A 22,359-nucleotide genomic window follows, 5' to 3' on the forward strand; every position below is an offset into this window, starting at 1 on the left:
TCACATGCCGACACCACCCGCGGGAGCCCCGCGGAGCGCCCGTAGAGTGAGCGCCCGTGAGCGTCGAGGAGATCCTGGGGTTCGTCACGGGCGCCGCGTGCGTGTGGCTCGCCGTGCGGCAGAACGTGTGGACGTTCCCCGTCGGGCTGGCCAACAACGTCGTGTTCCTCGTGGTGTTCACCGGCGCGGGGCTGTACGCGAACGCCGGGCTGCAGGTCGTCTACCTCGTGCTCGGCGCGCTCGGCTGGTACTGGTGGCTCCGGGGCGGCACCGACCGGGGCCGCCTCGTCGTGCACCGCACGCCCCGCGCGGCGTGGGTGGTCGGGCTGGTCGCCGCCGCGGGGACCACGGCGGCGCTCGTCGCCGTCCTCACCACCTGGACCGACTCCGCGGTGCCGTTCTGGGACGCCCTCACGACGTCGTCGAGCCTGCTCGCGCAGACGATGCTCGGGCGCAAGTGGATCGGCAACTGGTGGGTGTGGATCGCGACGGACGTCGTGCTCGTCGGGCTCTACGCGAGCCAGGGCCTGTGGCTCACCGCCGCGCTCTACGTCGGGTTCGTCGCGCTGTGCGTCCAGGGTCTGCGCGAGTGGTCGGCGGCCCGGCGCGACTCGGGCGCCGAGCAGGCCGTGAGCACCGCCGGGCCGGGAGCCGTCGGCCCGGCCCTCGTTCCCGACGACGCGGAGCCGGCCCGGTGACGCGGCTCGCCCACGGCCTCGTGATCGGCAAGTTCTACCCGCCGCACGCCGGCCACGTGCACCTCGTCCGCACCGCGCTCGCGCGCTGCGAGCGCGTCACCGTCCAGGTGCTCGCCTCGACGAGGGAGTCGATCCCCGCCGCGCTGCGCGCCGCGTGGCTGCGGGCCGAGGTGCCCGGCGCGCGCGTCGTGCACGGGCTCGACGACGCGCCCGTCGACTACGCCGACCCGCACGCGTGGGACGAGCACGTGAAGGTGATGCGCTCGCTCCTCGACCCGGACGACCCGCCGGTCGACGCGGTGCTCACGTCGGACCGGTACGGCGTCGAGCTCGCCCGGCGGTTCGACGCGACGTGGGTCCAGGTGGACCCCGACCGCCGCCACCTGCCCGTGTCCGGGTCGGCCGTGCGGGCCGACCCCGCGGAGCACTGGTGGGCGCTGCCCGCCGCGGTCCGGTCCTGGTACGTGCGGCGCGTCGTCGTGCTCGGCGCCGAGTCCACGGGCTCGACGACCCTCGCGACCGACCTCGCCGCCCACCTCGGGCTCGACCCCGTGCTCGAGTTCGGGCGCGAGTGGTCGGAGGTCCGGCCCGGCGGCCTCGCCGCGCCGTGGCACACCGCCGAGTTCGACCTCGTCGCGCGCGAGCAGGCCCGCCGTGAGGACGCCGCCGCCGCGACGTCCCCCGTCCCGCTCCTCGTGTGCGACACGGACGTGCTCGCCACGACCCTGTGGCACGAGCGCTACGTGGGCCACCGCTCCCCGACCGTCGAGGCGCTCGCCGCGACCCGCCGCCCCGACCTCTACGTCCTCACCGGCGACGAGATCCCGTTCGTCCAGGACGGCCTGCGCGACGGCGAGCACGTGCGCCACGCGATGCAGGACCGGTTCCGCGAGGTCCTCGCCGGGACCGGACCGCGCCTCGACGACCCGACCGACGTCGTGCAGCACCTCGGACCCGCCGAGCTCCCGACACCGGACGGTGGGCACCCCGGCGTCCCCTGGTTCGAGGTGCGCGGCGACCGGGCGAGCCGGCTCGCCCAGGCGCTGGCCGCCGTCGCGCCGCTGCTGGCCACCCCGCGCCACGTCGCCGACCCGCTCCCCCAGGCCGGCACCGACGCCTTCTGATCCCCGGACGCGCCCCGGCGAGCCCCGCGGACCGGGCACGGACGTCCCCGCGACCCGCGCAGGACGGTGGCAGGATCGGCCCGTGACCGATCTCGAGCACGTGTCCTCCGCGCCGACCCGGCCGCAGCCCGCGGGGCAGGCCGGCGGGCGCGACCCGTTCGCTCTGGGCGTCGACGACCTGTTCGGCACGCCCGTCGCCGAGGCGGGCCCCGACGACGGCGCGGCGCCGAGCGGTCTGCCGCTCGACGAGAAGCTGCGCCAGGCGTACTTCTGGGTCGTCAACCACGCGATCATCAGCCCGCACTACGACGTCGAGTTCGCGGCCCCCGGCGCGCGCGAGACGAGCTTCCGCCTCGGCGACTCCCAGGCGCTGCTCACCCTGCCGAGCGACCAGTCGTACTCGAGCTTCGTGCTGCTGCCGCTCCTGACCTTCGCGGTGCGCGGGCGGTGCCTGATGATCGGCGGGCCGGGTCGCGGGAAGACCGCGAGCGCCGTGCTCATGGGCGTCCTCGCGGGCTACCCGGTGCGCGACGTGCGCCGCGCGATGCAGCACGGGCACCCCCAGCTCACGGTGTCGGACCTGTTCGGCACGCCGCTGCCCAAGGACCTCGTGCAGGCGGACAGCCTCGCGGACGTGGACGTCGCCTGGCGGTCGTGGCTCGGGATGCGCGTGAAGATCGTCGACGAGTACAACCGCATCCCGACGCGCACGCAGTCGGCGCTGCTCACGGTGCTCGCGGACGGGTACGTCGAGGTCTACGACCAGGTCTACGAGACGGGCGACGCCGCCTGGTACCTCACGGCGAACGACGACGCGGGCGGCGGCACGTACCAGGTGGTGGACGCGCTGCGGGACCGCATCGACGTCGTCGTGCACGCGATGCCGTTCAACAACCGCTTCCTGGGCGACCTCGTCGCGCGCGCGGAGCGGCGCGTGCGCCCGGAGGAGAACGTGCCGCCGGAGATCGTGTTCGACGCCGCCGAGCACGACGCGCTGCACGCCGCGATCCTGGCCGTGCCGTTCCCCGAGCCGGTGCGCCGTCGCCTCGAGTTCTTCGCGAGCCAGCTCGAGGTGCTGGAGCGCGCGGGGTGGCAGTTCGAGTACCGGACGAAGGACACGGCGCGCGTCGCCGGCGTGGACCCGCACCTCGTGGCGACGGCGGACACGGGCCGCGACCGCCTGGGCGACGTGGGCGCGCAGACGCTCAACGGCCTGTCGGTGCGCGCGCTCCAGTCGCTCGTCGCGTACGCGAAGGCGATGGCGTACTTCCGCGGGGACGCCGAGGTGGAGCTCGCCGACCTGCGCGCGGTGCTCCCGTTCGTCCTGCACGACAAGCTGCTCCCCGACCTCCGGTCCGCCCCGTTCGACGACCGCGAGCGGGAGCCGCTGCGCTCGGACCGCGTGTCGTGGATCCGCGACCTGTTCGACACGGCGTGCCGGCAGTACGACGCCGCCGGCCTGGACGACCAGGACGACGTCGGGGCGGTCCTCGCGGACGTCGCGGCCGGGTTCGAGGGGCTGCCCGAGGCGGACGTGCTGCGCCGGCTCGCCCGGATCGAGCAGGTCCTCGCGTCGTGGGAGAAGCACGCCAAGCTCCACGGCCACGTGTACGAGGACGCGCTCGCGCTCAAGTACGCCCACCAGCGGTACACGAACTACCTCGCGTGGCTGCGCTGGAGCGGCTCGTGACCGGGGTCGCCACCGGTCCCGCCCTGGTGCCCCGCGAGGTCGCACCGGCCGCGTTCTCGGCCCGCGCGCTGGCGGCCCGCGAGCGCTACGACGCGGCGCTGGCCCGCGCCCTCGCGCTCGGCGCGGACCGGGACGTGCTCGCCGAGGCGGTGCGCGAGGCGGCCCTCGCGGCGGATCCCCTCGTCGGCCCGCTCGGGGCCGACGCCTTCGCGGCGACGTGCGACGCGCTCGTCGACGCGGTCGCGCGGCTCGTGGCGGCGCGGCGCTGGCGCGTCGGCGGTCCGGAGCGGCGCGCCGTCCTCGACCTGGTGCCGCGCCTGGGGCCGTGGCTCGCGGCGGCGCCCGCGGTCACGGTCGCGGCCGTCGTCGACGGGGCGCGCGCCGTCGGCGGCGGGCCCGGTTCGCGGGGGGACGTCGCCGGATGGGCGACGCGCGTCGTGGCCGCGTCCGAGGTGTCGCCCGCCGCGGAGCCAGGTGCCCCGGTGGCCGGCACCGTCCGGGGCGCGGTGCTCGTCGCCGCGTGGCGCAGCGGGCTCGTGCGCTACCGGGACGCGGCGCTCGACGCCGCACGCTCGCTCCCGGCACAGGTCGCGCGGGCTGCGCTGTCGCTCCCGGCGACCGGCACGGACGCGCGGACCGGTTCCCCCGACCTGCGGGCCGTGCTCGACCGCCACGCCGCGGACCCGTGGTGGTGGCCCACCGACGGCGAGGGCGGGGAGGACGACGGACCCGCCGGCTCGAGGTGGGTCCGCCTGCCGGGTGCTCCCGGGCCCGCCCAGGTCCTGGGGCGGTTCGGCGGCTTCCGCGGGTTCGGCGGCCCGTGGCGGTCGCCCGCGCTGGTCGTCGGTGCCGACGCGCGCCACCCGGGCCTGCGCTGGGTGCTGCTCTCGACCGGCGACGGCCCGCCGGCCGGCGACGCCGCGGCGACCGGCGACGAGACGGTCGAGTGGACGCTCGTCGCCGACGTCCACGGCGCGTTCGTCGCGCGCGCCCCGGGTGCCGGCGACCACGCCACGGGCACGGTCACCCGGCCGGGGCCCGACGCCGTCGACCAGGGCCTGCACGCGTCGGACCACCGAGCCGCCGGCCGGGGCGCGGCCGACCCCGCGCCCGACGACGTCCTGACGGACGTCAGCGGCGCCGCGGTGGTCGAGACGCCGTCCGGCCGGCTCGCGCTGGTGAGCCGGACCGGCTCGTACGACGTCCTCCTCGTGCGGTGGCCCCGGTGAGCGCGGCGGCGCCGGACCGTCCCGGCGCGCCGCCCGACCTCGGCGCGCTGCGCGAGCGGTGGCACGCCGCGTGGCCCGAGGCGCTCGCGGCCTGGGGGCGGTTCACGCGCCTGGGCGCTCCGACGCTGCACGGCCCCGGCACCGCCCCGGAGGGGGTCGGGTCGTTCGCGTGGTTCTCGACGACGCGCGTGAGCGTCCACGTGGACCTCGCCGAGGTCGTGGAGCTGGGCATCGAGGACCACGCGGTCGCGGTCCTCGCGCACGAGGTGGGGCACCACGTGCTCTCCCCCGGCGACCTCACGACGAGCGCGCTCCTCGTCGCGCGCACGCGTGCCGGGCTCGTGGACCAGGACCAGCTCGCGCCGCTCACCGCCAACCTGTGGAGCGACCTGCTCATCAACGACCGACTCCAGCGCCGCGCCGGGACCGACCTCGCCGGGCTGTGGCGCGCGCTGGGTCCGGGGACGAGCGTGGTCATGCAGACCGTGCTGCGCGCGGACGAGATTCTCTGGGGCCTGCCGCGCGGCGACCTCACCTCGTCCGAGGTCCCGGTGGCCGAGCGCGAGGCGACGCTCGTGGCGCGGCTCGTGCGCGCCTACGCGGACGACCCCGTCGGCGGCGCCGCGGGGTTCGCCGCGCTGCTGCGCACGCTGCTCGCGTCGGAGGCGGGGTCGCTGGCGACCGCGAAGGACCGCCAGGCACGACCCGAGCACGGAGACCGCGAGGCCCGCCGGCGCCACCTCCGGCGTCGGCGGTCCACGCTGCCCCAGGTGGTCTGCGGCCAGGACGAGGTGGCCGGGGCGGTCCCCGGCGGGCTCGCGACGGACCCGCGCGCCGTCGAGCCCGTGCGCCACCCCGCGCTCGACCCGCGCGTCGTCGGGGACCTCGGGCTGGGCGCGGATGACGTCCCCCCGGCGCGACCGGACACCACCCAGCACGCCCCCGGGACGGACGGCGAGGGCGCGCACGACGCGACCGGCCAGGCCCTCGCGCCGGCGGACTACGACGCGACGCTCCGGCTGCTCGGGCTCACGACGGACGCGGCGGCGTCGGCCCGGCGCTGGTACCGCGAGCACGCCGCGCCCCTCCTCGTCCCGTTCCCCGTGCGCGAGCACGTGCGTGCCACGGAGCCGCTGCTCGGCGCGCACGAGCAGTGGGACGTGGGCGACGAGCTGAGCGAGGTGGACTGGACGGGGACGCTGCTGCGCTCGCCCGTCGTCGTGCCGGGGTTCACGACCGTGCGCCGGTCGGTCGACGAGGACACGGGCGACGAGCCCGACCGCGTCCCCGTCGACCTCGACCTGTACCTCGACTCGTCCGGCTCGATGCCGGACCCGACGCGGCGGGTCGCGCCGATCGCGCTCGCCGGGGCGGTCCTCGCGCTCTCGGCCCTGCGCGCCGGTGCCCGCGTGCAGGCGACGACGTGGAGCGGGCCGCAGCAGGTCGCCGGGACGGACGGGTTCGTGCGCGACGAGGACCGCGTGCTCGACGCGGTCGTCGCGCACTTCGGTGGCTCGACGTCGTTCCCGGTCCCGCTCCTGGAGCGCACGCACCTCGGCGACCCGGCGACCGGAGCCCCGCCGACCCGCACGCGCCCGTGCCACGTCGCCGTCATCTCCGACGACGGCGTCGTCTCGATGTTCGACGACGTCGTCCGGATCCGGTGGGGCGCTCGCCCCGACGCCGAGCTGGTCGCGCCGCACGAGGGCACCGCGGCGCGCGCCGTCGCGGCCGCCGGGGGCGGGGGCACGCTCGTGCTGGACGTCGCGGCGAAGGGCGCCGAGACGGTGCGGGAGTACGCGGTGGGCTACCGGGTCCACGCCGTGCAGAGCCAGGAGGACCTCGTCGCGTTCGCCCGCGCCTTCGCGCGCGAGCTGTGGGGCGCCTCGACCGGTGCCCTGGCAGGTGCCCCGGGAGCGGGCAGCCGACCGGAAGGAGCCCGTCGTGGCCGATGACCTCACCCGCCCCACGGTCGAGGGCCCCGCGCTCGCCGACGTCGTGCACCGCCTGGCCGACACTCCCCCGGACGTGCTGGACCACCCCGTGGTCGTGGCCGCCGCGCTCGTCGGCGACACCGCGGACCTCCTCGCCGCCGGCGGCGCGGTCGGCGTGCTGCGCGGCCCGCAGCGCGCCGCCGTCGAGGCGCTGTGCACCCACGCCCCGTACGCGGCGCTCGCCGGGACGGTCTGCTGGCTCCTGCGCGACGAGCACCTGCTCGCCGCGCCCGCGTTCCGGGCCGCCGCGACGCCGGGCGCGCTCGTCCGGGTCGTCGAGCAGGCCGTGCCCGCCCTGGCGCTGCTGCGGACGCCGGACGACTGGCTGCACGCGCCCACGGCGCGCGAGGAGCTGGCCCGCGCCGTGCTGCGCGAGCTCGGGCTGCGGCCCACGGGCGAGAGCCCCGAGGTGGCCCAGGACCGGTGGACCGCCGTGAGCACGGCGGAGCAGCGCCGGATCGCTCACGAGATGGCGCAGGAGGCGCGTCGCGCCGAGCAGCTCGCGCGCGAGCTCGCCGAGAAGCGCGCCAAGGAGGCCGCCGCGCAGTACGCGAACTACTGACGAGGAGCCCATGACGACACCCGACGACGCCCCCGACCTCACGCTCGACGAGTACGCCCCCGGCGCGGCGGTCGCGCTCACCGACGCGGAGCGCTGGCCCACGCTCGACGACGCCGGCCGGGCCGCGCTCGACGCCGTGCGGGACCACCCCGCCGCGCCCGCCTGGGTCCACGTCACCGGCGACCGGCTGCGCCCCGACGACCTGCCCGTGCTCGACGAGGTCGCGGCCCGCCTCGCCGCCGGCCGCCCCGACGCCCGTGCCGACACCTGCGCCGAGGACCGGGGCGCGCCGCCCGTCACCGCGGACGGGTCGCCCCTCGCACCGCCCGCGTGGGTGCGCGCGCTCGTCGACCGCGCGCACGCCGTCGTGCCGCGGTACCGCCGGGCGCGCGACCGCGGCGAGAGCCGTGCCGGGTCACCGCTCACCGCGGTCCGCCCTGTCACGCGCGACGACCTGCGGCACGACGTGGCGTCGTTCGTCCCCGTGGACGTGCCGCTCGGCCGCGTGCTCGAGGGCACGAGCTCCGGCAGCACGGGCGCGGCGGTCCGCGTGCCGCTGCACCCCGTGGCCGTCGCGGCGGACCTCGTGCTCCTGCAGCACCTCGTCGCGAGCACGGGCGCCGCCTGGGAGCCCGCGCCCGGCCGCCTGGGCCTGATGAACCTCGTGGACCAGCGCGAGGCGTTCACGTACGCGTCGGCGATGACCGGGTTCCGGCGTGGACCGGGTGCCGCCGCCCCGAGCATGGCGCGCGTGAACCTCGACCCCGGTGCCTGGAGGAACCCCGGCGACCGCACGGCGTTCCTCGCGGCGCAAGACCCGCAGGTGGTGTCGAGCTCGCCGCTGCCGCTCCTCGCGCTCGCCCGGCTCGCGGAGGAGCTAGGCCTCGCGCTGCACCCGGTCGCGCTCGTCAGCGGGGCCGCGCACCTGTCCGACGTCGCCCGCGCGCGCCTGCGCGCGACGTGGGACGTGCCCGTCGTGGACCTCTACGGGCTGCGCGAGACCGGCGCGGTCGCAGCCCGCACCGGCGCGGGGCCGTTCGTCGTCGTCGCGGGGCGGCGCGTCTGGGTCGAGGTCCTCGACGACGACGGCGCCCCGGTCCCCGACGGCGACCTCGGCGAGGTCGTCGTCACGGTCGACGAGAACCCGTACCTGCCGCTCCTGCGCTACCGCACCGGCGACCGCGCGCGGATCGTGCGGCGCGGGGAGCGGGTCGAGCTGCACGACCTCGAGGGCCGGTCCCCCGTGCGCTACCTGCGGCCCGACGGCGCGTGGGTGCCGTCGGTCGACGCCGCCCAGCACCTCCAGGCCCACGGCATGGCCGCGTGGCAGCTCCACCAGTCGGCCGACGGGAGCGTCACGCTCGACGTCGTCCCTGACGCCGCGGGCGACGCCGGGGCGCGGGCCGCACGGTCCGCGGGCGACGCCGTCGGGCAGCTGCTGGGGCGCCCGGTCGCCGTGCGCGAGGTGAGCCCGGCCCGGCTCGGCGCCGGCCGGGCCCGCCGCTGGTCCAGCGACGTGCCCGGCGGCGCCGCGTGACGGCTCAGCCGAGCTGGCCCGCGGGGCGGTAGACGACCGAGGACGCCCGGTTGTCGAACGTGCCCAGCGTCGCGCAGTGCGGCGTGCAGTTCTTCTTCGCGCCCGCGTAGCTGTACGAGTCGTACAGGGTCACCCAGCAGCCCGCGTAGGTCGTCGCGGAGGTGACGACGTTGTTCATGAGCAGGTTCGCGAGGTTCGGGAAGCCGTAGGTCGAGCCGGTGTAGCACCCGTTGGTGCCCGACCCGTAGAGCACCTTGGACGCTCCCTTGTAGTTGGCGTCGCGCCACAGCACGCCCAGGACGAGCGAGCTGGCGGCGGCGGCGGTCGCGCGCTCCGTCCCGGCGAGGCGCAGCCCGGCCGAGGCCGACGACGCCGACGCGTTGAGCTCCGAGACCAGACCCTCCACCTCCGCCCCCGTCGCGTCGGCGAGCCGCGACGAGGCGACGTCGCCGCCCGAGACGAACTCGAGCGCCTCCTCGAGCGAGCCGAAGCACACCTCGGGCGCGGGCGGGAGCGTGTCGGCGTCCTGGCCGGGCAGGAGCGGCTGGGCCTCGACCGCACAGCTCTCGCCCGTCGAGACCTGCGCGTCGGCGGCGGGGTCGGCACCGCGGTCCCAGGTCACGACCCGCAGGTCGGGCTCCGACGCGAGGGCCGGCGCCGCGGCGACGGCGCTGAGGGCGAGTCCGGCGACGAGCGTGGCGGACAGGACGCGGCGCGAGGATCTGGTCATGGTTTCTCCTTCTGCGTGGGCCACGCCCCCGGGTTCGCACCCCGTGGACCTGCCGCGGGAAGGGGACTCCCACAGGACGGCCACGTCCTGTGACCCCGCCCGCATCGTAGAGCGTGCCGCCCCCGTTGTCTCCGGCTCGTCGCCGGCACCGGCACCCGCCGCTGGGCACGTCGTGCACTCGTTGGTTACCGTGCTCGGGTGGCCTCCGTCCCACCCGGGCGAGACCGCTGGGAAGGACCCATCCACGAACCCTTCGCCGAACCGGCCCTGCCGGGGAGATGAGTGTCGATGAAGCACCGTTCTCTACCCGTGTCACTGACCGCTGCCGCCGCGAGCCTCGCCGTCGTCGCCGCGGCCGCCGCGCCTGCCGTCGCGGACCCGCCGCCCGACCCCGGGGACTCCCTCGGCGTGCAGTCGGGCGCGTCCCTCGCCCCGACCGACAAGGTCGCGCCGTCCCTCGCGAAGGCGACCGGCACCGTCACGGCGTTCGTCGAGCTCGACGCGCCGTCGGCCGTCGACCTCGCCGCGCAGGGCGCGAGCCCCGACGAGGTCGAGGCCAACGCGCAGGAGGTCGCGCAGCTCGCGGACGACGTCGTCCCGCAGCAGGCGACCGCCCGCAGCGCCGGTGCGCGCGACCCGCAGCAGGTGTCGGTGACGAGCACGCTCGTCGCGGGCGTCGTCGTCACGGGCGACGCGGCCCGGGTGCGCGACCTCGCGCGCGACGCCTCGGTCCTCACGGTCTACCGGATCATCCCCAAGAAGCCGGCGAACAAGGGCACGGACGTGTTCACGCGGGCGCTCGAGACGTGGCAGAGCACGGGCCTCACCGGCGAGGGCGTGCGCATCGGCATCATCGACACGGGCATCGACTACACGCACAAGGCGTTCGGCGGCCCCGGCACCCAGGAGGCGTTCGACGAGGCCTACGGCGACCGCGGCACCGGCCCGGTCCCCGACGGCACGTTCGACGAGCTGAAGTTCCTCGGCGGGCACGACTTCGCTGGCTACGACTACGACGCGAGCGGCACCGTCCCGGGCACGTCGATGGTCCCGACGCCCGACGAGAACCCCATCGACTCGCTCGACTCGGTCGGCTCGGGCCACGGCTCCCACGTGGCCGGCACGACGGCGGCGTACGGCGTCACCGCCGACGGCGAGACGTTCGACGGCGACTACTCGACCCTCACCGACATCTCCGACTGGCAGGTCGGCCCGGGCTCGGCGCCCGAGGCGGGCCTGTACGCGCTCAAGGTGTTCGGCGACCTCGGCGGCTCGACGGGCGTCGTCGTCGACGCGCTCGAGTGGGCGGCCGACCCGAACGGCGACGGCGACCTGTCCGACCGCCTCGACATCGTCAACCTCTCCCTGGGCTCCGACGGCTCCCCCGCGGACGACCCGGAGAACCTCTTCATCGACCAGCTCTCGCGCCTCGGCACCCTGTCCGTCATCGCGTCGGGCAACGCTGGCGACGTGACCGACGTCGGAGGCTCGCCCGGCAACGCGCGCACCGCCCTCACGGTCGCGAACTCGCTCGGCGACACCCAGACGTTCGACGCGGTGCGCGTCGACGCGCCCGAGTCGCTCGCGGGCGAGTACCCCGCCCAGAACTCCCAGGACTACGCGGGTGGCGCGGACGTGACCGCCCCCGTCGCGTTCGTCGCGGACGACTTCTCCGGCTGCCAGGCGTTCACGCCCGAGCAGGCGGCGGCCGTCGCGGGCAAGATCGCGTTCCTCTACTGGGACGACAACGACGCGACGCGCGCGTGCGGCAGCGCCGCGCGGTTCAACAACGCGCAGGCCGCGGGCGCGGTCGGCGTGCTGCTGTCCTCCGAGCTCCCGTCGTTCGTCGCGGGCATCGCGGGCAACGCGGGCATCCCCGGCGCCCAGCTCACGGCCGCGAGCCACGACGCGCTGCGCCCGGCGATCGAGGCCGGCGAGGTCACGATGACCATCGGCCCGTCGTTCGCGCTGTCGTCGTTCGTCTCGATCCCGGAGATCGGCGACACGCTCAACAGCGGCTCGTCGCGCGGCGTGCACGGCTCGCTCGGCGTCGCCAAGCCCGACGTCGCGGCCCCCGGCACGGGGATCGCGTCCGTCGCGTCCGGCCACCTGGACGGCGCGAGCATCAAGTCCGGCACCTCCATGGCCACCCCGCACGTCGCGGGCATCGCGGCGCTCGTCAAGCAGGCCCACCCGGGCTGGGCGCCGGCGGAGGTCAAGGCGTCGGTCATGAACACCGCGACGCACGACGTCTTCACCGGCCCCTCGGGCACGGGCACCGCCTACGGCCCCGAGCGCGTGGGCTCCGGGCGCGTCGACGCCGTCGACGCGGTCGCGAACACCACGCTCGCGTACGCGTCGCAGGACTCCGACCAGGTGTCCGTGGCGTTCGGCGTCGTGCCGGTCGGCAAGGACACCGTGACCGTGCGCAAGACCGTGACCGTTCAGAACACGGGCGACGCTCCCAAGACGTACGCGACGAGCTTCGCCCAGTCGAGCACCGCGGGCGGCGCGACCGTGTCGGTCGCCCCGGCGTCGGTCACCGTCCCCGCGGGTCAGCGCACGGTCGTCACGGTGACGCTCACCGCGGACCCGGCGACGCTCGCCAAGGAGCTCGACCCGACGTCGTCGGCCGACTCCGGCCTCGGCGTGCCGCGCGACTTCGTGTCGTCGGTCAGCGGCCGCGTCGTCCTCACCCCGACCGACGGCGGTACCGCGCTGCGCGTCCCGGTCCAGGCGTCGCCGAAGCTCGTGAGCGACCTCTCCGGCAAGGCCGTCGCCTTCCCGGGATCGGCGACCACCGCCGACCTCGACCTCGACGGCCGCGGCGTGGCCTCGGGCGGCTGGTACTCGCTCGTCGCGCCGTTCGAGCTCAAGACGACGAGCCCGCGCCTCGAGGCGGACGCGGCGGTCGGGGCCTCGGCGTCGGCCATCGCGGCGGCCGACGTGCGCGCGGTCGGCTTCACGTCGACGGCGCCGCAGGTCGCGGCGGACGGCGGCGACCCCGCCGACGGCGTCATCGGCATCGGCGTCGCGGTCGACGGGCAGTGGGCGAGCCTCGGCTCCGTCTCGATCCCGGCGGTCGAGGTGGACGTCGACTCCGACGGCACGGCCGACTTCGAGGTCGCGGCGATGAAGCTGAACTCCGAGACGGATCTCACGGTCGCGGCGACGTTCACGCTCAAGGACTGGACCGACCCGGACGGGAAGGCCTGGAAGGCCGGCGCCAACATCGACGTCCAGCCGATCAACTCCGTGTGGGGGAACGTCGACACCTCGGTGTTCGACAACAACGTCGTCGTCATCCCCGTCGGCATCGGGTCGCTCGGGATCGAGGAGGGCGACGTGCCGACCTTCCAGGTCCTCACGTACTCGCCGTACTCGCAGGCCGCCGACCAGCTCGTCGACGCGACCAAGACGTTCACGGGCGACCCGTACGACCCGGCCTACTGGTTCGACGGCGGCGACCAGCTCCTGTTCGTCGGGGCCGACGACACGTCGATCCCGGTGCACCGCTCGGAGGCGGCGGCCGAGGCGGGCAGCGGCAAGCTCCTGCTGCTGCACCTGCACAACGCGACGCCGACCAAGCGCTGGCAGACCGTGGACGTCACGACGTCCGCCGTCGTCGACGCGACGGTCACCGCCGAGGCGCGCTGCCTCGGCGGCAAGGCGCACGTCGCGGTCCGCGTGCTCAACGAGTCGGGCGCCGCGGCCGACGTCGTGGTCACCACGCCGTACGGCGAGAAGACGTTCCCGAACGTCAAGGACGGCAAGAACGCCTACCAGTCGTTCTCGTCGCGCTCCGCGTCGTTCGACGCCGGGTCGGTGACCGCGACCCTCACCGCCGAGGTCGACGGCGAGGAGGTCACGACGACCTACGACGCGGACTACGAGGCGCTGAGCTGCTCGTAGTCGTCAGCGGCCGTCAGCGGCCGTCAGCAGTACGCACGACGGCGAGGGCCGCCATCCGAGACCGGGTGGCGGCCCTCGCCGCGTCAGGGCGCGAGACGCCGCGCGCCCGGGCGCACCATCGCCGTCCGGTCGGGCGTCTCGAAGCCGAACTTCGCGTAGAGCCCGTGGGCGTCGTCGGTGAACAACGTCCAGCGGAACCGCGCCCCGGGGCCGTCGTCGATCATCGTGCGCACCAGGAGCGTGCCGACACCGCGACCGCGGTCCGCCGGGTCGACGACCACGTCCGCGAGGTAGGCGTCGTTCACGCCGTCGGACACTGCCCGGGCGAACCCCACCTGGCGACCGGTCGCGCCGTCGTAGACACCGACGACCCGCCACGCGCCGTCGATCTGCCGCTCCACGTCGGCGCGCTCCCGCCAGCGGTGCCAGTAGACCTCGGTCGAGAGCATGCGCCAGATCCACTCGCGGTCCAGGTGGCGAGGGTCGTCGTCGGTGGTCAGCGGCATCCGGCCATGATGCCCGGCTCCGCACCGCGGGCGCAGCGGCGTCTCCCCGGGCGGCACGCCCGCTCCGGCGGCTACGCTCGCGGCGTGAGCGACTTCCCCACCCCTGACACGTTCTTCGCCCTGCGCCCCGGCCCCGCCGCAGGGACCGGCGCCCCGGGCGGCCCGGGCCTGCGCCTCACCGTGCACGACCTGGGCGAGCTCGTCCTGCCCAGCGGCAGGATCGAGGCGTCCGACCCGTTCACGCTGCTCGGCGAGGGACTCGTCGTCCAGGTCGAGCCGGGCCGGTACCCCGTGCGCGTCACCGTCGCCGACGTCTCCGACGAGCAGGACGGCTCCCACCTGCGCGAGGCGTACCTGAGCGTCGTGCTCGCCGAGGGCGACGTGGCGGCCGTCGAGCCGGTCGTCCCCGAGGGCGCCGACGGGCCTCCCGAGGCCGGCGCCGCCTACGGCGTGCCCGTGGACGCCGGGACGGTCGCGTTCGCGGACGCGGACGCCGTCGCGCGGCTCATGCCCGACGGCGACTGGTACGACGAGGTGTTCGACGACGGCACGGACACGAGCTGGTTCGCGCTCACCGACTCGCCCGACCACCTGCGCGAGGGGTCGGCGAACATCCTGCTCCCGGGTGCCCAGGAGGGCGAGAACGTCGTGCTCTCCCACTCGGGGTGGGGCGACGGCTTCTACCCGCTCGTGCGCACCGTCGCGGCCGACGGCACGCTGCTCGGCCTGCACCTCGACCTCCTCGTCGCCCTCCCGGACGACGACGAGGACTGACGGTCGCGCCGAGCCCGGGACCGCTCCTCAGCGGCGACCGTCGCGGAGGAGGAGTCCCGGGTTCGGCGTCGTGGCCGGGGCACGGCAGGCTCGCGGGCTGCGGGTCAGACGCGGACGCCGAGGCCCTGGAGCTCGAGCACCAGGCCCTTGATCGCCGCCGCCGGGATCTGCCCGCTCCCGCTCTCCACGACCCCCGCGACAGACACCGGGACCTCGGCGTCGGAGCACAGCACGAGCGGGGTGTCGGCCGAGGAGTCGGGCAGACGGCCGTGCGAGCCCTTCACGTACGACGCGTCGAGCGGGACGGTGCTCATGGCGTACCGCAGGCCGACCTTCTTCTTCACGAGGTTGAGCCCCGCCTTTGCCTTGGCGAGCTTGTCGGCCGGGTCGAAGAACAGCTCGGCGGGGTCGTAGCCCGGCTTGCGGTGGATGTCGACGCCGCGCGCGTACTCCGGCGCGCGCGCGTCGTCGAGCCAGAAGTAGTACGTGAACCAGGCTCCGGGCTCCGCGACGACGACGAGGTCGCCGGAGCGCTCGTGGTCGAGCCCGTACCGCGCCTGCGCCTCGCGGTCGAGCACCTCGTCGACGCCCGGGACGCCGCGCAGCAGGTCGGTGACGCGCCGCTGGAGCGCGGGGTCGTGCTGGTCGCCCAGGTAGACGTGCGCGACCTGGTGGTCCGCGACGGCGAACGCGCGCGACGTCCACGGGTCGAGCTGCTCCTTGCCGTCCTGCACGTAGACCTCGAGCAGCCCCTCGCGGCGCAGGATGCGGTTGAGGTGCACGGGCCGGTCGGCGTCCGCGATGCCGTACTCCGAGACCACGAGGACGGTCACACCCTGGTTCGCGGCGTCGTCGAGCAGGGGCGCGAGGGTCTCGTCGAGCTCGGCAGCGGCGGCGTCGGCCTGCGGGGACGTCGGCCCGAACCGCTGGAGGTCGTAGTCGAGGTGCGGGACGTACGCCATCGTGAGGTCCGGGGCGTGCGTGCGCAGCACGTGCCGCGTCGCGTCGACGATCCACCGCGAGGACGAGATGTCCGCCGTCGGGCCCCAGTACGTGAACAGGGGGAACTCGCCGAACCGGCCGACGAGATCGTCGTGCAGCGCCGGGGGGCGCACGTACGCGTCCGGGGACTTGCGCCCGTCCGCGTGGTAGATCGGGCGCGGCGTGACGGTGACGTCGGTCGTCATACCCATCGCGTTCCACCAGCACACGTTCGCGGAGGAGTACTCCCGGCGCGCTCGGCGGGCGGCCTCCCAGAGCTTCTCACCCTCGACGAGCCGGGCGTGCTGCCGCCACAGGTACACGTCGCCGAGCTCGCGGAAGTACCAGCCGTTCCCGACGACCCCGTGCTGCGACGGGCTGAGCCCCGTCGTCATCGTGGCCTGGACGCTGCACGTCACCGCGGGCAGGACCGTCGCGAGCTCGGACTGCCAGCCGCTCGCGGCCAGCTGGCGCAGTCGCGGCATGTGCGCGAGCGCGGTCGACGTGAGCCCGACGACGTCGAGCAGCAGCACGGGCTTCATGCGGTCCTCCTGGTGGTGAGGTCGATGTCGGCGGTGAGGTGGGTGGTGGCCCAGCGGAGCTCGGCCGCGATGCCCGCGACGAGCGAGTCGGTCGCCGCACCCTCCGGGAGCACCGCCCACGTGTACGTCTCGACGTCGAGGTGCGCCTCGTCGCCGTGCGGTGCCGCCCGGACGGCGTCGACCGCGTCGCGCAGAACGTCGGTCGTCGCGGCGAGCGGAGCGGCAGGCTCGTGGTGCAGCGGCACGTGGAAGTGCACGCGCCACGGCCCCTCCCCCGGCAGCGGGTGCCCGACGACGTCCCCCGGCCCGGGCGCAGGCCCGTCGCCGAGCGCGTCGGGCAGGTCGTCGGCGGCGAGCACGTCGCCCGACGCCGTGAGCTCGCGCACCTGGTGGATGTAGCGCTTCTCGGCGAACGCGCCGACGGCCGCGCGCGCGGCCGGGTCGGACGGGTCGTCTACGTGGAGCGCCGCCGACGCCTGCACCTTGACCACGCGCAGCCCGGCGTCGGTGATGCGGCGCACCGTGGCGGCCGTCCCCGCGCGCCGGTCCGCGAAGGACACCGCGAGGTGGCACGTGTCGAGGCACACCCCCACGTGCTCGGGGTCGATCCGCTCCTCCCCGGCGCCCGCCGCGGTCCCGTCACCCCCGGTGCGCGCCGCGAGCCAGGCCACGACGTCGTCCACCGTGTCCAGCACGCAGCCGGGCTCCGGCTCGACCGCGACGCGCACGACCTTCCCCGTCCGCTCGTGCAGGTCGCGCAGGCCCGCGCCCAGCGCGACGAACGCGCGGGTCGCCGCCTCGTCGTCCGCCGCGGACCACGGCGCGCGCCACGCGAGCGGGAGGGTCGAGATCGAGCCCGCCGCGCCGTCGGGCAGGAGGTCGGCCAGGACCTCGGCGCACTCGAGCGTGTACGCGAGCCGCTCGGGCTGCGCCCACGTGGGCGTGTAGACGTCGAGCTTGACGACGTCCGCGTGGAACCCGCCGTAGGGGAACGCGTTGAGCGTGTGGACCTGCAGACCCTGCTCGTCGAGGACGGCGCGCAGCCACGCCCGGTCCGCCGGCGACGCGGCGAGCCGGTGCGCGAGCGTCGCGGGCATCCAGAGCCCGACCCCGAGGACGTCGAGCCCCGCGGCCGCGCGGACCGGGCCCGCGTAGGTCACGAGCTGCTCGACGACCCCGTCGAGGTCCTCAGCGGGGTGGACGTTGGTGCAGTACGACAACAGCATGGTGGTGGTGCCCTTCCGAGACGGCCCGCTACGCCCGCACGCCGCGCAGCACGGACGAGCCCTCGAACTCGACGCCGGGCGTCGGCAGGTCGCCCTCGACGAAGCCCGGCACCGGGTCGAGCACGAGGTTGCCGGACTGCCCGTAGAACTCGACGGGGTTGCGCCACAGCACCTTGTCGACGTCGTCCTCGGTGAACCCCGCGGCGAGCATCGCGCGGCCGGTCTTGAGCGTCTTGAGCGGGTCGGACCGGCCCCAGTCCGCAGCCGAGTTGACGATCATGCGGTCGGTGCCGTGCTCCTGGAGGATCGCGACCATGCGGTCCTCGTCCATCTTCGTGTCCGGGTAGATGGAGAAACCCGCCCACGCGCCGGCATCGAGCACGAGCGCCACGTTCGTCTCGTTGAGGTGGTCGACGAGCACGTGCTCGGACGGCACCCCGGACTCGCGCACGACGTCGAGCGTGCGGCGCGTGCCCGCGAGCTTGTCGCGGTGCGGCGTGTGCACGAGGACCGGCAGCTCGACGTCGCGCGCCATCTGGAGCTGGCGGGAGAACACCTCGTCCTCCTCGGGCGTCATCGAGTCGTACCCGACCTCGCCGACGGCCACGACGCCGTCCTTGAGCAGGTAGCGCGGGATCTCGTCGAGCACCTCGCGGCAGCGCGCGTCGTTCGCCTCCTTGGGGTTGAGGGCGATCGTCGCGTGGTGCCGGATGCCGAACTGCGCGGCCCGGAACCGCTCCCAGCCCAGGAGGGCGTCGAAGTAGTCGAGGAACGACCCCACGTTCGTGCGCGGCTGGCCGAGCCAGAACGCCGGCTCCACGAGCGCGCGCACTCCCGCCGCGTACAGCGCCTCGTAGTCGTCCGTCGTGCGGCTGGTCATGTGGATGTGGGGGTCGAAGATGCGCATCAGGCGGTCCTCCCGGTGGTGACGTCAGGGGCGAGGCGGGCGACGTCGTCGGGCACGACGCGGCCCGCGGCGCGGCGCTCGGCGGCGAAGTCGCGCGCCATGCGGGCGAGCTCGTCGTCCGCGCGGTCGTCGAGGCCGGCGACGGCGTCGAGGCTGACGCCCATGAACACGAGCTTGAGCACGGCGTGGCGCCACGCGTGCGGGTCGAGGTGCGCGGCCGCGAACGGCCCGACCGCCGCGGCGACGAGGCTCTGGTCGTTGGTGCGCAGCGCGTCGGCGGCGAGGTCGCGCCCGACGGCGACGACCGAGGCGGCGGAGTCGCCCGCGAGCGTCCCCCGCTCGGTGAGCGCGTCGAGCCCGCGCAGGACGCCGCGCCGCTCGGCGGTGTCACCGTGCTGGTACAGGTCCGCGAGGCGCGCGGCGAGCGCCGCGTCGGCGTCGGAGCCGCGGCGCCCGACGGCCCCGGCGAGGGTGACCACGAGCGCGGCGCGCGCGGCGTCGTCGACGGTGCCGTGGACGATGCCGGCGGGGTCGGACTCGGGGCGGACCGGTGTGCGGCCGACCTTGCGACCGGCGAGCGCGAACGCGCGCGACACGGCCGCGGGGTCCTGCTCGACGGCGGCGCGCGCCTCGGCGAGCCAGCGCTCGCCCTCGGTGGTCGCGCCGTCCTGGGCCGCGGGGGCGGCGGGGGCTGGCTCGGTCATGGCACCTCCTGGGGGTGGTCGGAGACGGGTGGTTCCTGGTCGGGGACGGTCGTCCCGGGCCGCCCCCATGCCTCGTGCAGCGCTGTCATGCTGCGGCGCGCGAGACCGGGGGCGTCGTAGGAGTGGCGGGGCAGCTCGACCGCGGCCACACCGGTGTACCCGACGTCGGCGAGGGTCGAGAGCACGAGCGGCAGGTCGATCTCGCCCTCGCCGAACGGGCGGTGCTCGTGGTGCGTGCGCGGCATGTCGTCGAGCTGCACGTTCGCGAGGTACGGCGCGGCGGCGCGCAGCGCGCCCACGACGCCGTCGGGCTCCACCACGAGGCAGTGCCCCACGTCGACGGTCACGCCGAGGTCGGCCAGGTCCCCCGCGTCGCCGCCGAGGTCGTCCCGCAGCCGCAGCGCGTCGCCGACGGTCTCGACGAGCATCCCCGGCTCGGGCTCGAGCGAGAGCCGCACGCCGTGGTCGCGCGCGTGCTCGACGAGCCCGGGCAGGCGGTCGCGCAGGAGCGACCAGCCCTCGGCCGGGGACGCGCCGTCGGGCAGGACGCCGGAGAAGAAGGACACGCACTCGGCGTCGAGCGCGGCCGCGATCTCGACCGCGCGCCGCAGGAACCGCAGCCGGGCGTCGGCCTCCGTGTCCACGAGCGTGGGCCGGTGCTTGCGGTACGGGTCGAGCAGGAACCGCGTGCCCGTCTCGACGACGACGCGCATGCCCGCGCCGCCGTGCAGGGCGGCGAGGCGACCACGCAGCGCGCCGACCTCCGCGCGCCACCCGTCCGTGAACGGGTCGAGGTGCGGGAAGCCGAGCGTGAGCGCGACCGCGCCGTAGCCCTCGTGGTCGAGCACGTCGAGCGTGACATCGAGCGGGTGGTCCGTGAAGCCGTTGGTGCCGTAACCGAGCGTGAAGGGCATCCCCGGCCCGGGGGCCCGGTCCGCGCTCACGTCTCGCTCATCTCGGCACGCCCGCGCCCGGACCGGCGCAGGAGCCGGCCCGCGACCTCGACGCCCGCGAGCACGCCGACCGACGCGAGGCTTCCGCCGCGTGCCGCCCACGCCGCCTGGAGGGGCAGCATCGCGCGGATCCCGGCCTTCGTCGCCGCGAAGGCGTTGCCCGCGGACGGCGTGATCGCGGCGTCGACCTGACGAGGCAGCGCTGTCGCGAGGTACGCGCCGGCCGCGACGACCCCGGCCACCGCCGTCGCCACGCGGGTCGCGCGGCCCGGGCCGACCCCACGACCACGGCGCAGCGCCCCGACCCCGACGACCGCCCCGCCGACCGCGGTGGCCGCGGCCACGCCGGCGGCGAGGGACGACGTCGTGCCGTGCACCTCGCCGCGCGACACGAACGTCACGCCCGCGGTGTGCACCGCCATCCCCGCCGCGGCGGGCAGCGCGGCGCGCAGGTGCCCGACGCCCGCACCCAGCAGGACGTCGAGCCCGCGGCACGCGGCCATGACCACGGGGCCGACGGCGTGCTCCTTGGCGACCGTGTCGTACGTCCAGACGCTCGCGGCGAGCGGGACGGCGACCGCGAGCGCCCGCGGTCCCCCGCCTGCGGCGGCGAGCCCGACGCCCGCGGCCGTGAGACCCACCGCGACCCGGAGCGCGCGGGCCTCGGAGATGCGCCCGGACGGGATCGGGCGCTCGGGCCGCTCGACCGCGTCGAGGTCGCGGTCGGCGTAGTCGTTGAGCGCCATGCCGCCCGCGTAGAGGCACGCGGAGGCCAGCGGGAGCAGCGCGCGCCGCGGCGTGAGCGCGTGACCGGCCGCGGCCGCGCCCGCGAGCGTGTCACCGACCACCGAGAGGACCGCCGGGGCGCGGACGAGGTCCAGGTGGTCGTGGAGGGAGCCGGTCACGGCCGGTCGGCCGGTGCGGCTCCGACGCGGGCCGCCGCCTCGCGGACCCAGTCCGCGAGCGCGACGGTCTGCGCCGCGAAGTCGTGCACGCCGCTCCCCCACGGGTCCTTGAAGAAGAACCCGAGCTCGGGGACCGGCCCCCCGTACCCGGCGGCGTCGGCGAGCGCGAGCAGGCGCGCGAGGTCGAGCACGAGCGGCGCCGCGAGCATCGAGTCGTAGGCCGACCACGTGGTCTGCAGCGTGAGGCGCGAGCCGAGGAAGCCCTCGACGTGCACGTGGTCCCAGGCGACCTTGATGTCGCCGAGGTCCGGCACGTTGTCGATGTGCAGCGGGGTGACGTCGCTGCCCGTGAGGTCCTGCAGGCCGCGGGACTTGGACACGAGCTTGCTCTGGACCGCCTCCGGGTCGGCCAGGGTCGCGCCGTCGCCGCCGCCGAGCAGGTTGGCGCCCGCCCAGGACAGCACGCGCAGGCCGCGCGCCGCGAAGGCCGGGGCGAGGATCGTGCGGAGCCACGTCTGCCCGGTCTTGCCGTCCTGGCCCGCGACAGGGACGCCGAGCTCCGAGGCGAGCTCGAGGAGCACCGGGAGGTGCATGCTCGCCGACGGCGTGAACTCGGCGAACGGGGCGCCCGCGAGCAGCGCGGCGTACGCGGTCACCGAGCTCGGCGGGAGCACCGCGCGCTCCGGGTCGGCGAGCGCCGCGCGCAGGAGGTCGCGGTCCGAGAGCTCGGGGGCCGGCTCGGGGAGCGGCTCCGTCGACACGAGGTCGACCACGACGACGCGCGCGAGCCCGTGCCGCTCGCGGAAGTCGACGATGTCCGCGGCGAGCCGCTCCGCCGCAGCCTGCTGGGACTCGCGCGGCGCGCCCTCGGCGGGGTGCGCGGAGTAGCCGGGGCGGACCTCGGCGTCCGCCCGCTCGAGCGCGGCGTGCGCGGCGGTGAGCAGGCGAGGGGCGATCATGCCGGCCTCGACGAGGAGCTCCGCGCGCTTGACCATCGAGACGTCGGAGATGTCGTGACCGCCGACGACGAGGTCGCCGAACGACGGGAGCGGGGCGGAGGCGAAGGGCTCGGAGACCGTGACGCAACCGGTCGGCGCTGCGCGTCCGTCGGCGATGGCCGCGAGGCCGAGGGCCGCGGTGGTCGCGACGGAGCCGCGGGCGCCGACGAGCCAGAGCCCCGTGCGCGCGTCCGGAGCCGGGCGGTCTGACGAGCTGTCAGAAGCGAAGTGGTGCATCGTTGCTCCCGTTCCCGTCGGCGGGCGCCGGAGCGCCGCCGAGCACGACGACGATGGCCTCCCTGCCATCGTCGGACCGCACGCCCGGACGAGGGCGTGTGAACGCTCTCCGACCCGGTGGGCGCCCGGTCTGCTGCGACCCTAGTCACA

General features: G+C 75.9%; 18 protein-coding genes. 9 read left to right on the plus strand and 9 right to left on the minus strand.

The window, feature by feature from the left end:
• Window positions 1-56 precede the first annotated feature (56 nt).
• From pnuC to ACN9MS_RS16965, 7 genes are all read left to right on the plus strand, one after another.
• Window positions 57-698 (plus strand): nicotinamide riboside transporter PnuC, encoded by a 642-nt coding sequence (pnuC, locus tag ACN9MS_RS16935; protein ID WP_426309592.1) that lies wholly within the window; start codon window positions 57-59, stop codon window positions 696-698.
• A complete protein-coding gene (locus ACN9MS_RS16940) occupies window positions 695-1,822 on the plus strand; it encodes an AAA family ATPase (RefSeq protein WP_426309593.1) in 1,128 nt (375 codons plus the stop codon). Before pnuC ends, ACN9MS_RS16940 begins: the two co-directional genes overlap by 4 nt.
• Before the next feature lie 82 nt (window positions 1,823-1,904).
• Window positions 1,905-3,512 carry an ATPase gene (locus ACN9MS_RS16945; protein ID WP_426309594.1) on the plus strand — a complete coding sequence of 536 codons (1,608 nt, stop codon included), beginning with the start codon at window positions 1,905-1,907 and terminating at the stop codon, window positions 3,510-3,512.
• Window positions 3,488-4,741: a hypothetical protein gene (locus ACN9MS_RS16950; protein WP_426309595.1), complete on the plus strand. Its 1,254-nt coding sequence runs from the start codon at window positions 3,488-3,490 to the stop codon at window positions 4,739-4,741. The genes ACN9MS_RS16945 and ACN9MS_RS16950 overlap by 25 nt, the downstream gene beginning before the upstream one ends.
• On the plus strand, window positions 4,729-6,696 hold the full coding sequence (locus tag ACN9MS_RS16955; RefSeq protein ID WP_426309596.1) for a hypothetical protein: 1,968 nt from the start codon (window positions 4,729-4,731) through the stop codon (window positions 6,694-6,696). Before ACN9MS_RS16950 ends, ACN9MS_RS16955 begins: the two co-directional genes overlap by 13 nt.
• Entirely contained in the window at window positions 6,686-7,297 is a 612-nt protein-coding gene (locus ACN9MS_RS16960) for a hypothetical protein (RefSeq protein WP_426309597.1), read from the plus strand. The genes ACN9MS_RS16955 and ACN9MS_RS16960 overlap by 11 nt, the downstream gene beginning before the upstream one ends.
• 10 nt (window positions 7,298-7,307) lie before the next feature.
• Window positions 7,308-8,834 carry an AMP-binding protein gene (locus ACN9MS_RS16965; RefSeq protein ID WP_426309598.1) on the plus strand — a complete coding sequence of 509 codons (1,527 nt, stop codon included), beginning with the start codon at window positions 7,308-7,310 and terminating at the stop codon, window positions 8,832-8,834.
• Window positions 8,835-8,838: 4 nt separating this feature from the next.
• On the opposite strand, the gene ACN9MS_RS16970 is transcribed toward ACN9MS_RS16965, so the two are convergent.
• A complete protein-coding gene (locus ACN9MS_RS16970; protein WP_426309599.1) occupies window positions 8,839-9,564 on the minus strand; it encodes a hypothetical protein in 726 nt (241 codons plus the stop codon).
• Window positions 9,565-9,873: 309 nt separating this feature from the next.
• On the opposite strand from ACN9MS_RS16970, the gene ACN9MS_RS16975 reads away from it, so the two are divergent.
• Entirely contained in the window at window positions 9,874-13,476 is a 3,603-nt protein-coding gene (locus tag ACN9MS_RS16975) for a S8 family serine peptidase (protein WP_426309600.1), read from the plus strand.
• An 83-nt stretch (window positions 13,477-13,559) separates the two neighbouring features.
• On the opposite strand, the gene ACN9MS_RS16980 is transcribed toward ACN9MS_RS16975, so the two are convergent.
• Entirely contained in the window at window positions 13,560-13,982 is a 423-nt protein-coding gene (locus ACN9MS_RS16980; RefSeq protein ID WP_426309601.1) for a GNAT family N-acetyltransferase, read from the minus strand.
• Between the two features lie 84 nt (window positions 13,983-14,066).
• Here ACN9MS_RS16980 and ACN9MS_RS16985 point away from each other — a divergent pair, with 84 nt between their 5' ends.
• Window positions 14,067-14,756, plus strand: a complete 690-nt coding sequence (locus ACN9MS_RS16985) for a DUF4241 domain-containing protein (protein WP_426309602.1) — start codon at window positions 14,067-14,069, stop codon at window positions 14,754-14,756.
• A 104-nt stretch (window positions 14,757-14,860) separates the two neighbouring features.
• On the opposite strand, the gene ACN9MS_RS16990 is transcribed toward ACN9MS_RS16985, so the two are convergent.
• The 7 genes from ACN9MS_RS16990 to ACN9MS_RS17020 are packed head-to-tail and all read right to left on the minus strand — an operon-like array spanning window position 14,861 to window position 22,209.
• Complete coding sequence (locus tag ACN9MS_RS16990; RefSeq protein ID WP_426309603.1) at window positions 14,861-16,279, minus strand: alkaline phosphatase family protein; 1,419 nt, start codon at window positions 16,277-16,279, stop codon at window positions 14,861-14,863.
• The gene (gene eboE / locus ACN9MS_RS16995) at window positions 16,276-17,505 is read right to left on the minus strand and encodes a metabolite traffic protein EboE (protein ID WP_426309604.1); all 1,230 of its coding nucleotides are present in this window, start codon (window positions 17,503-17,505) and stop codon (window positions 16,276-16,278) included. The genes ACN9MS_RS16990 and eboE overlap by 4 nt, the downstream gene beginning before the upstream one ends.
• 28 nt (window positions 17,506-17,533) lie before the next feature.
• Window positions 17,534-18,412 carry a TatD family hydrolase gene (locus ACN9MS_RS17000; RefSeq protein ID WP_053371741.1) on the minus strand — a complete coding sequence of 293 codons (879 nt, stop codon included), beginning with the start codon at window positions 18,410-18,412 and terminating at the stop codon, window positions 17,534-17,536.
• Window positions 18,412-19,116 (minus strand): EboA domain-containing protein, encoded by a 705-nt coding sequence (locus tag ACN9MS_RS17005; RefSeq protein WP_426309605.1) that lies wholly within the window; start codon window positions 19,114-19,116, stop codon window positions 18,412-18,414. The genes ACN9MS_RS17000 and ACN9MS_RS17005 overlap by 1 nt, the downstream gene beginning before the upstream one ends.
• The gene (locus tag ACN9MS_RS17010; RefSeq protein WP_426309606.1) at window positions 19,113-20,060 is read right to left on the minus strand and encodes a sugar phosphate isomerase/epimerase family protein; all 948 of its coding nucleotides are present in this window, start codon (window positions 20,058-20,060) and stop codon (window positions 19,113-19,115) included. Before ACN9MS_RS17010 ends, ACN9MS_RS17005 begins: the two co-directional genes overlap by 4 nt.
• Complete coding sequence (locus ACN9MS_RS17015) at window positions 20,057-20,974, minus strand: SCO3242 family prenyltransferase (protein WP_426309607.1); 918 nt, start codon at window positions 20,972-20,974, stop codon at window positions 20,057-20,059. Before ACN9MS_RS17015 ends, ACN9MS_RS17010 begins: the two co-directional genes overlap by 4 nt.
• Window positions 20,971-22,209 carry an inositol-3-phosphate synthase gene (locus tag ACN9MS_RS17020; RefSeq protein WP_426309608.1) on the minus strand — a complete coding sequence of 413 codons (1,239 nt, stop codon included), beginning with the start codon at window positions 22,207-22,209 and terminating at the stop codon, window positions 20,971-20,973. The genes ACN9MS_RS17015 and ACN9MS_RS17020 overlap by 4 nt, the downstream gene beginning before the upstream one ends.
• Window positions 22,210-22,359 lie beyond the last annotated feature (150 nt).

The organism is Cellulosimicrobium sp. E-16, from assembly GCF_049913115.1.
Taxonomy (GTDB): Bacteria; Actinomycetota; Actinomycetes; order Actinomycetales; family Cellulomonadaceae; genus Cellulosimicrobium.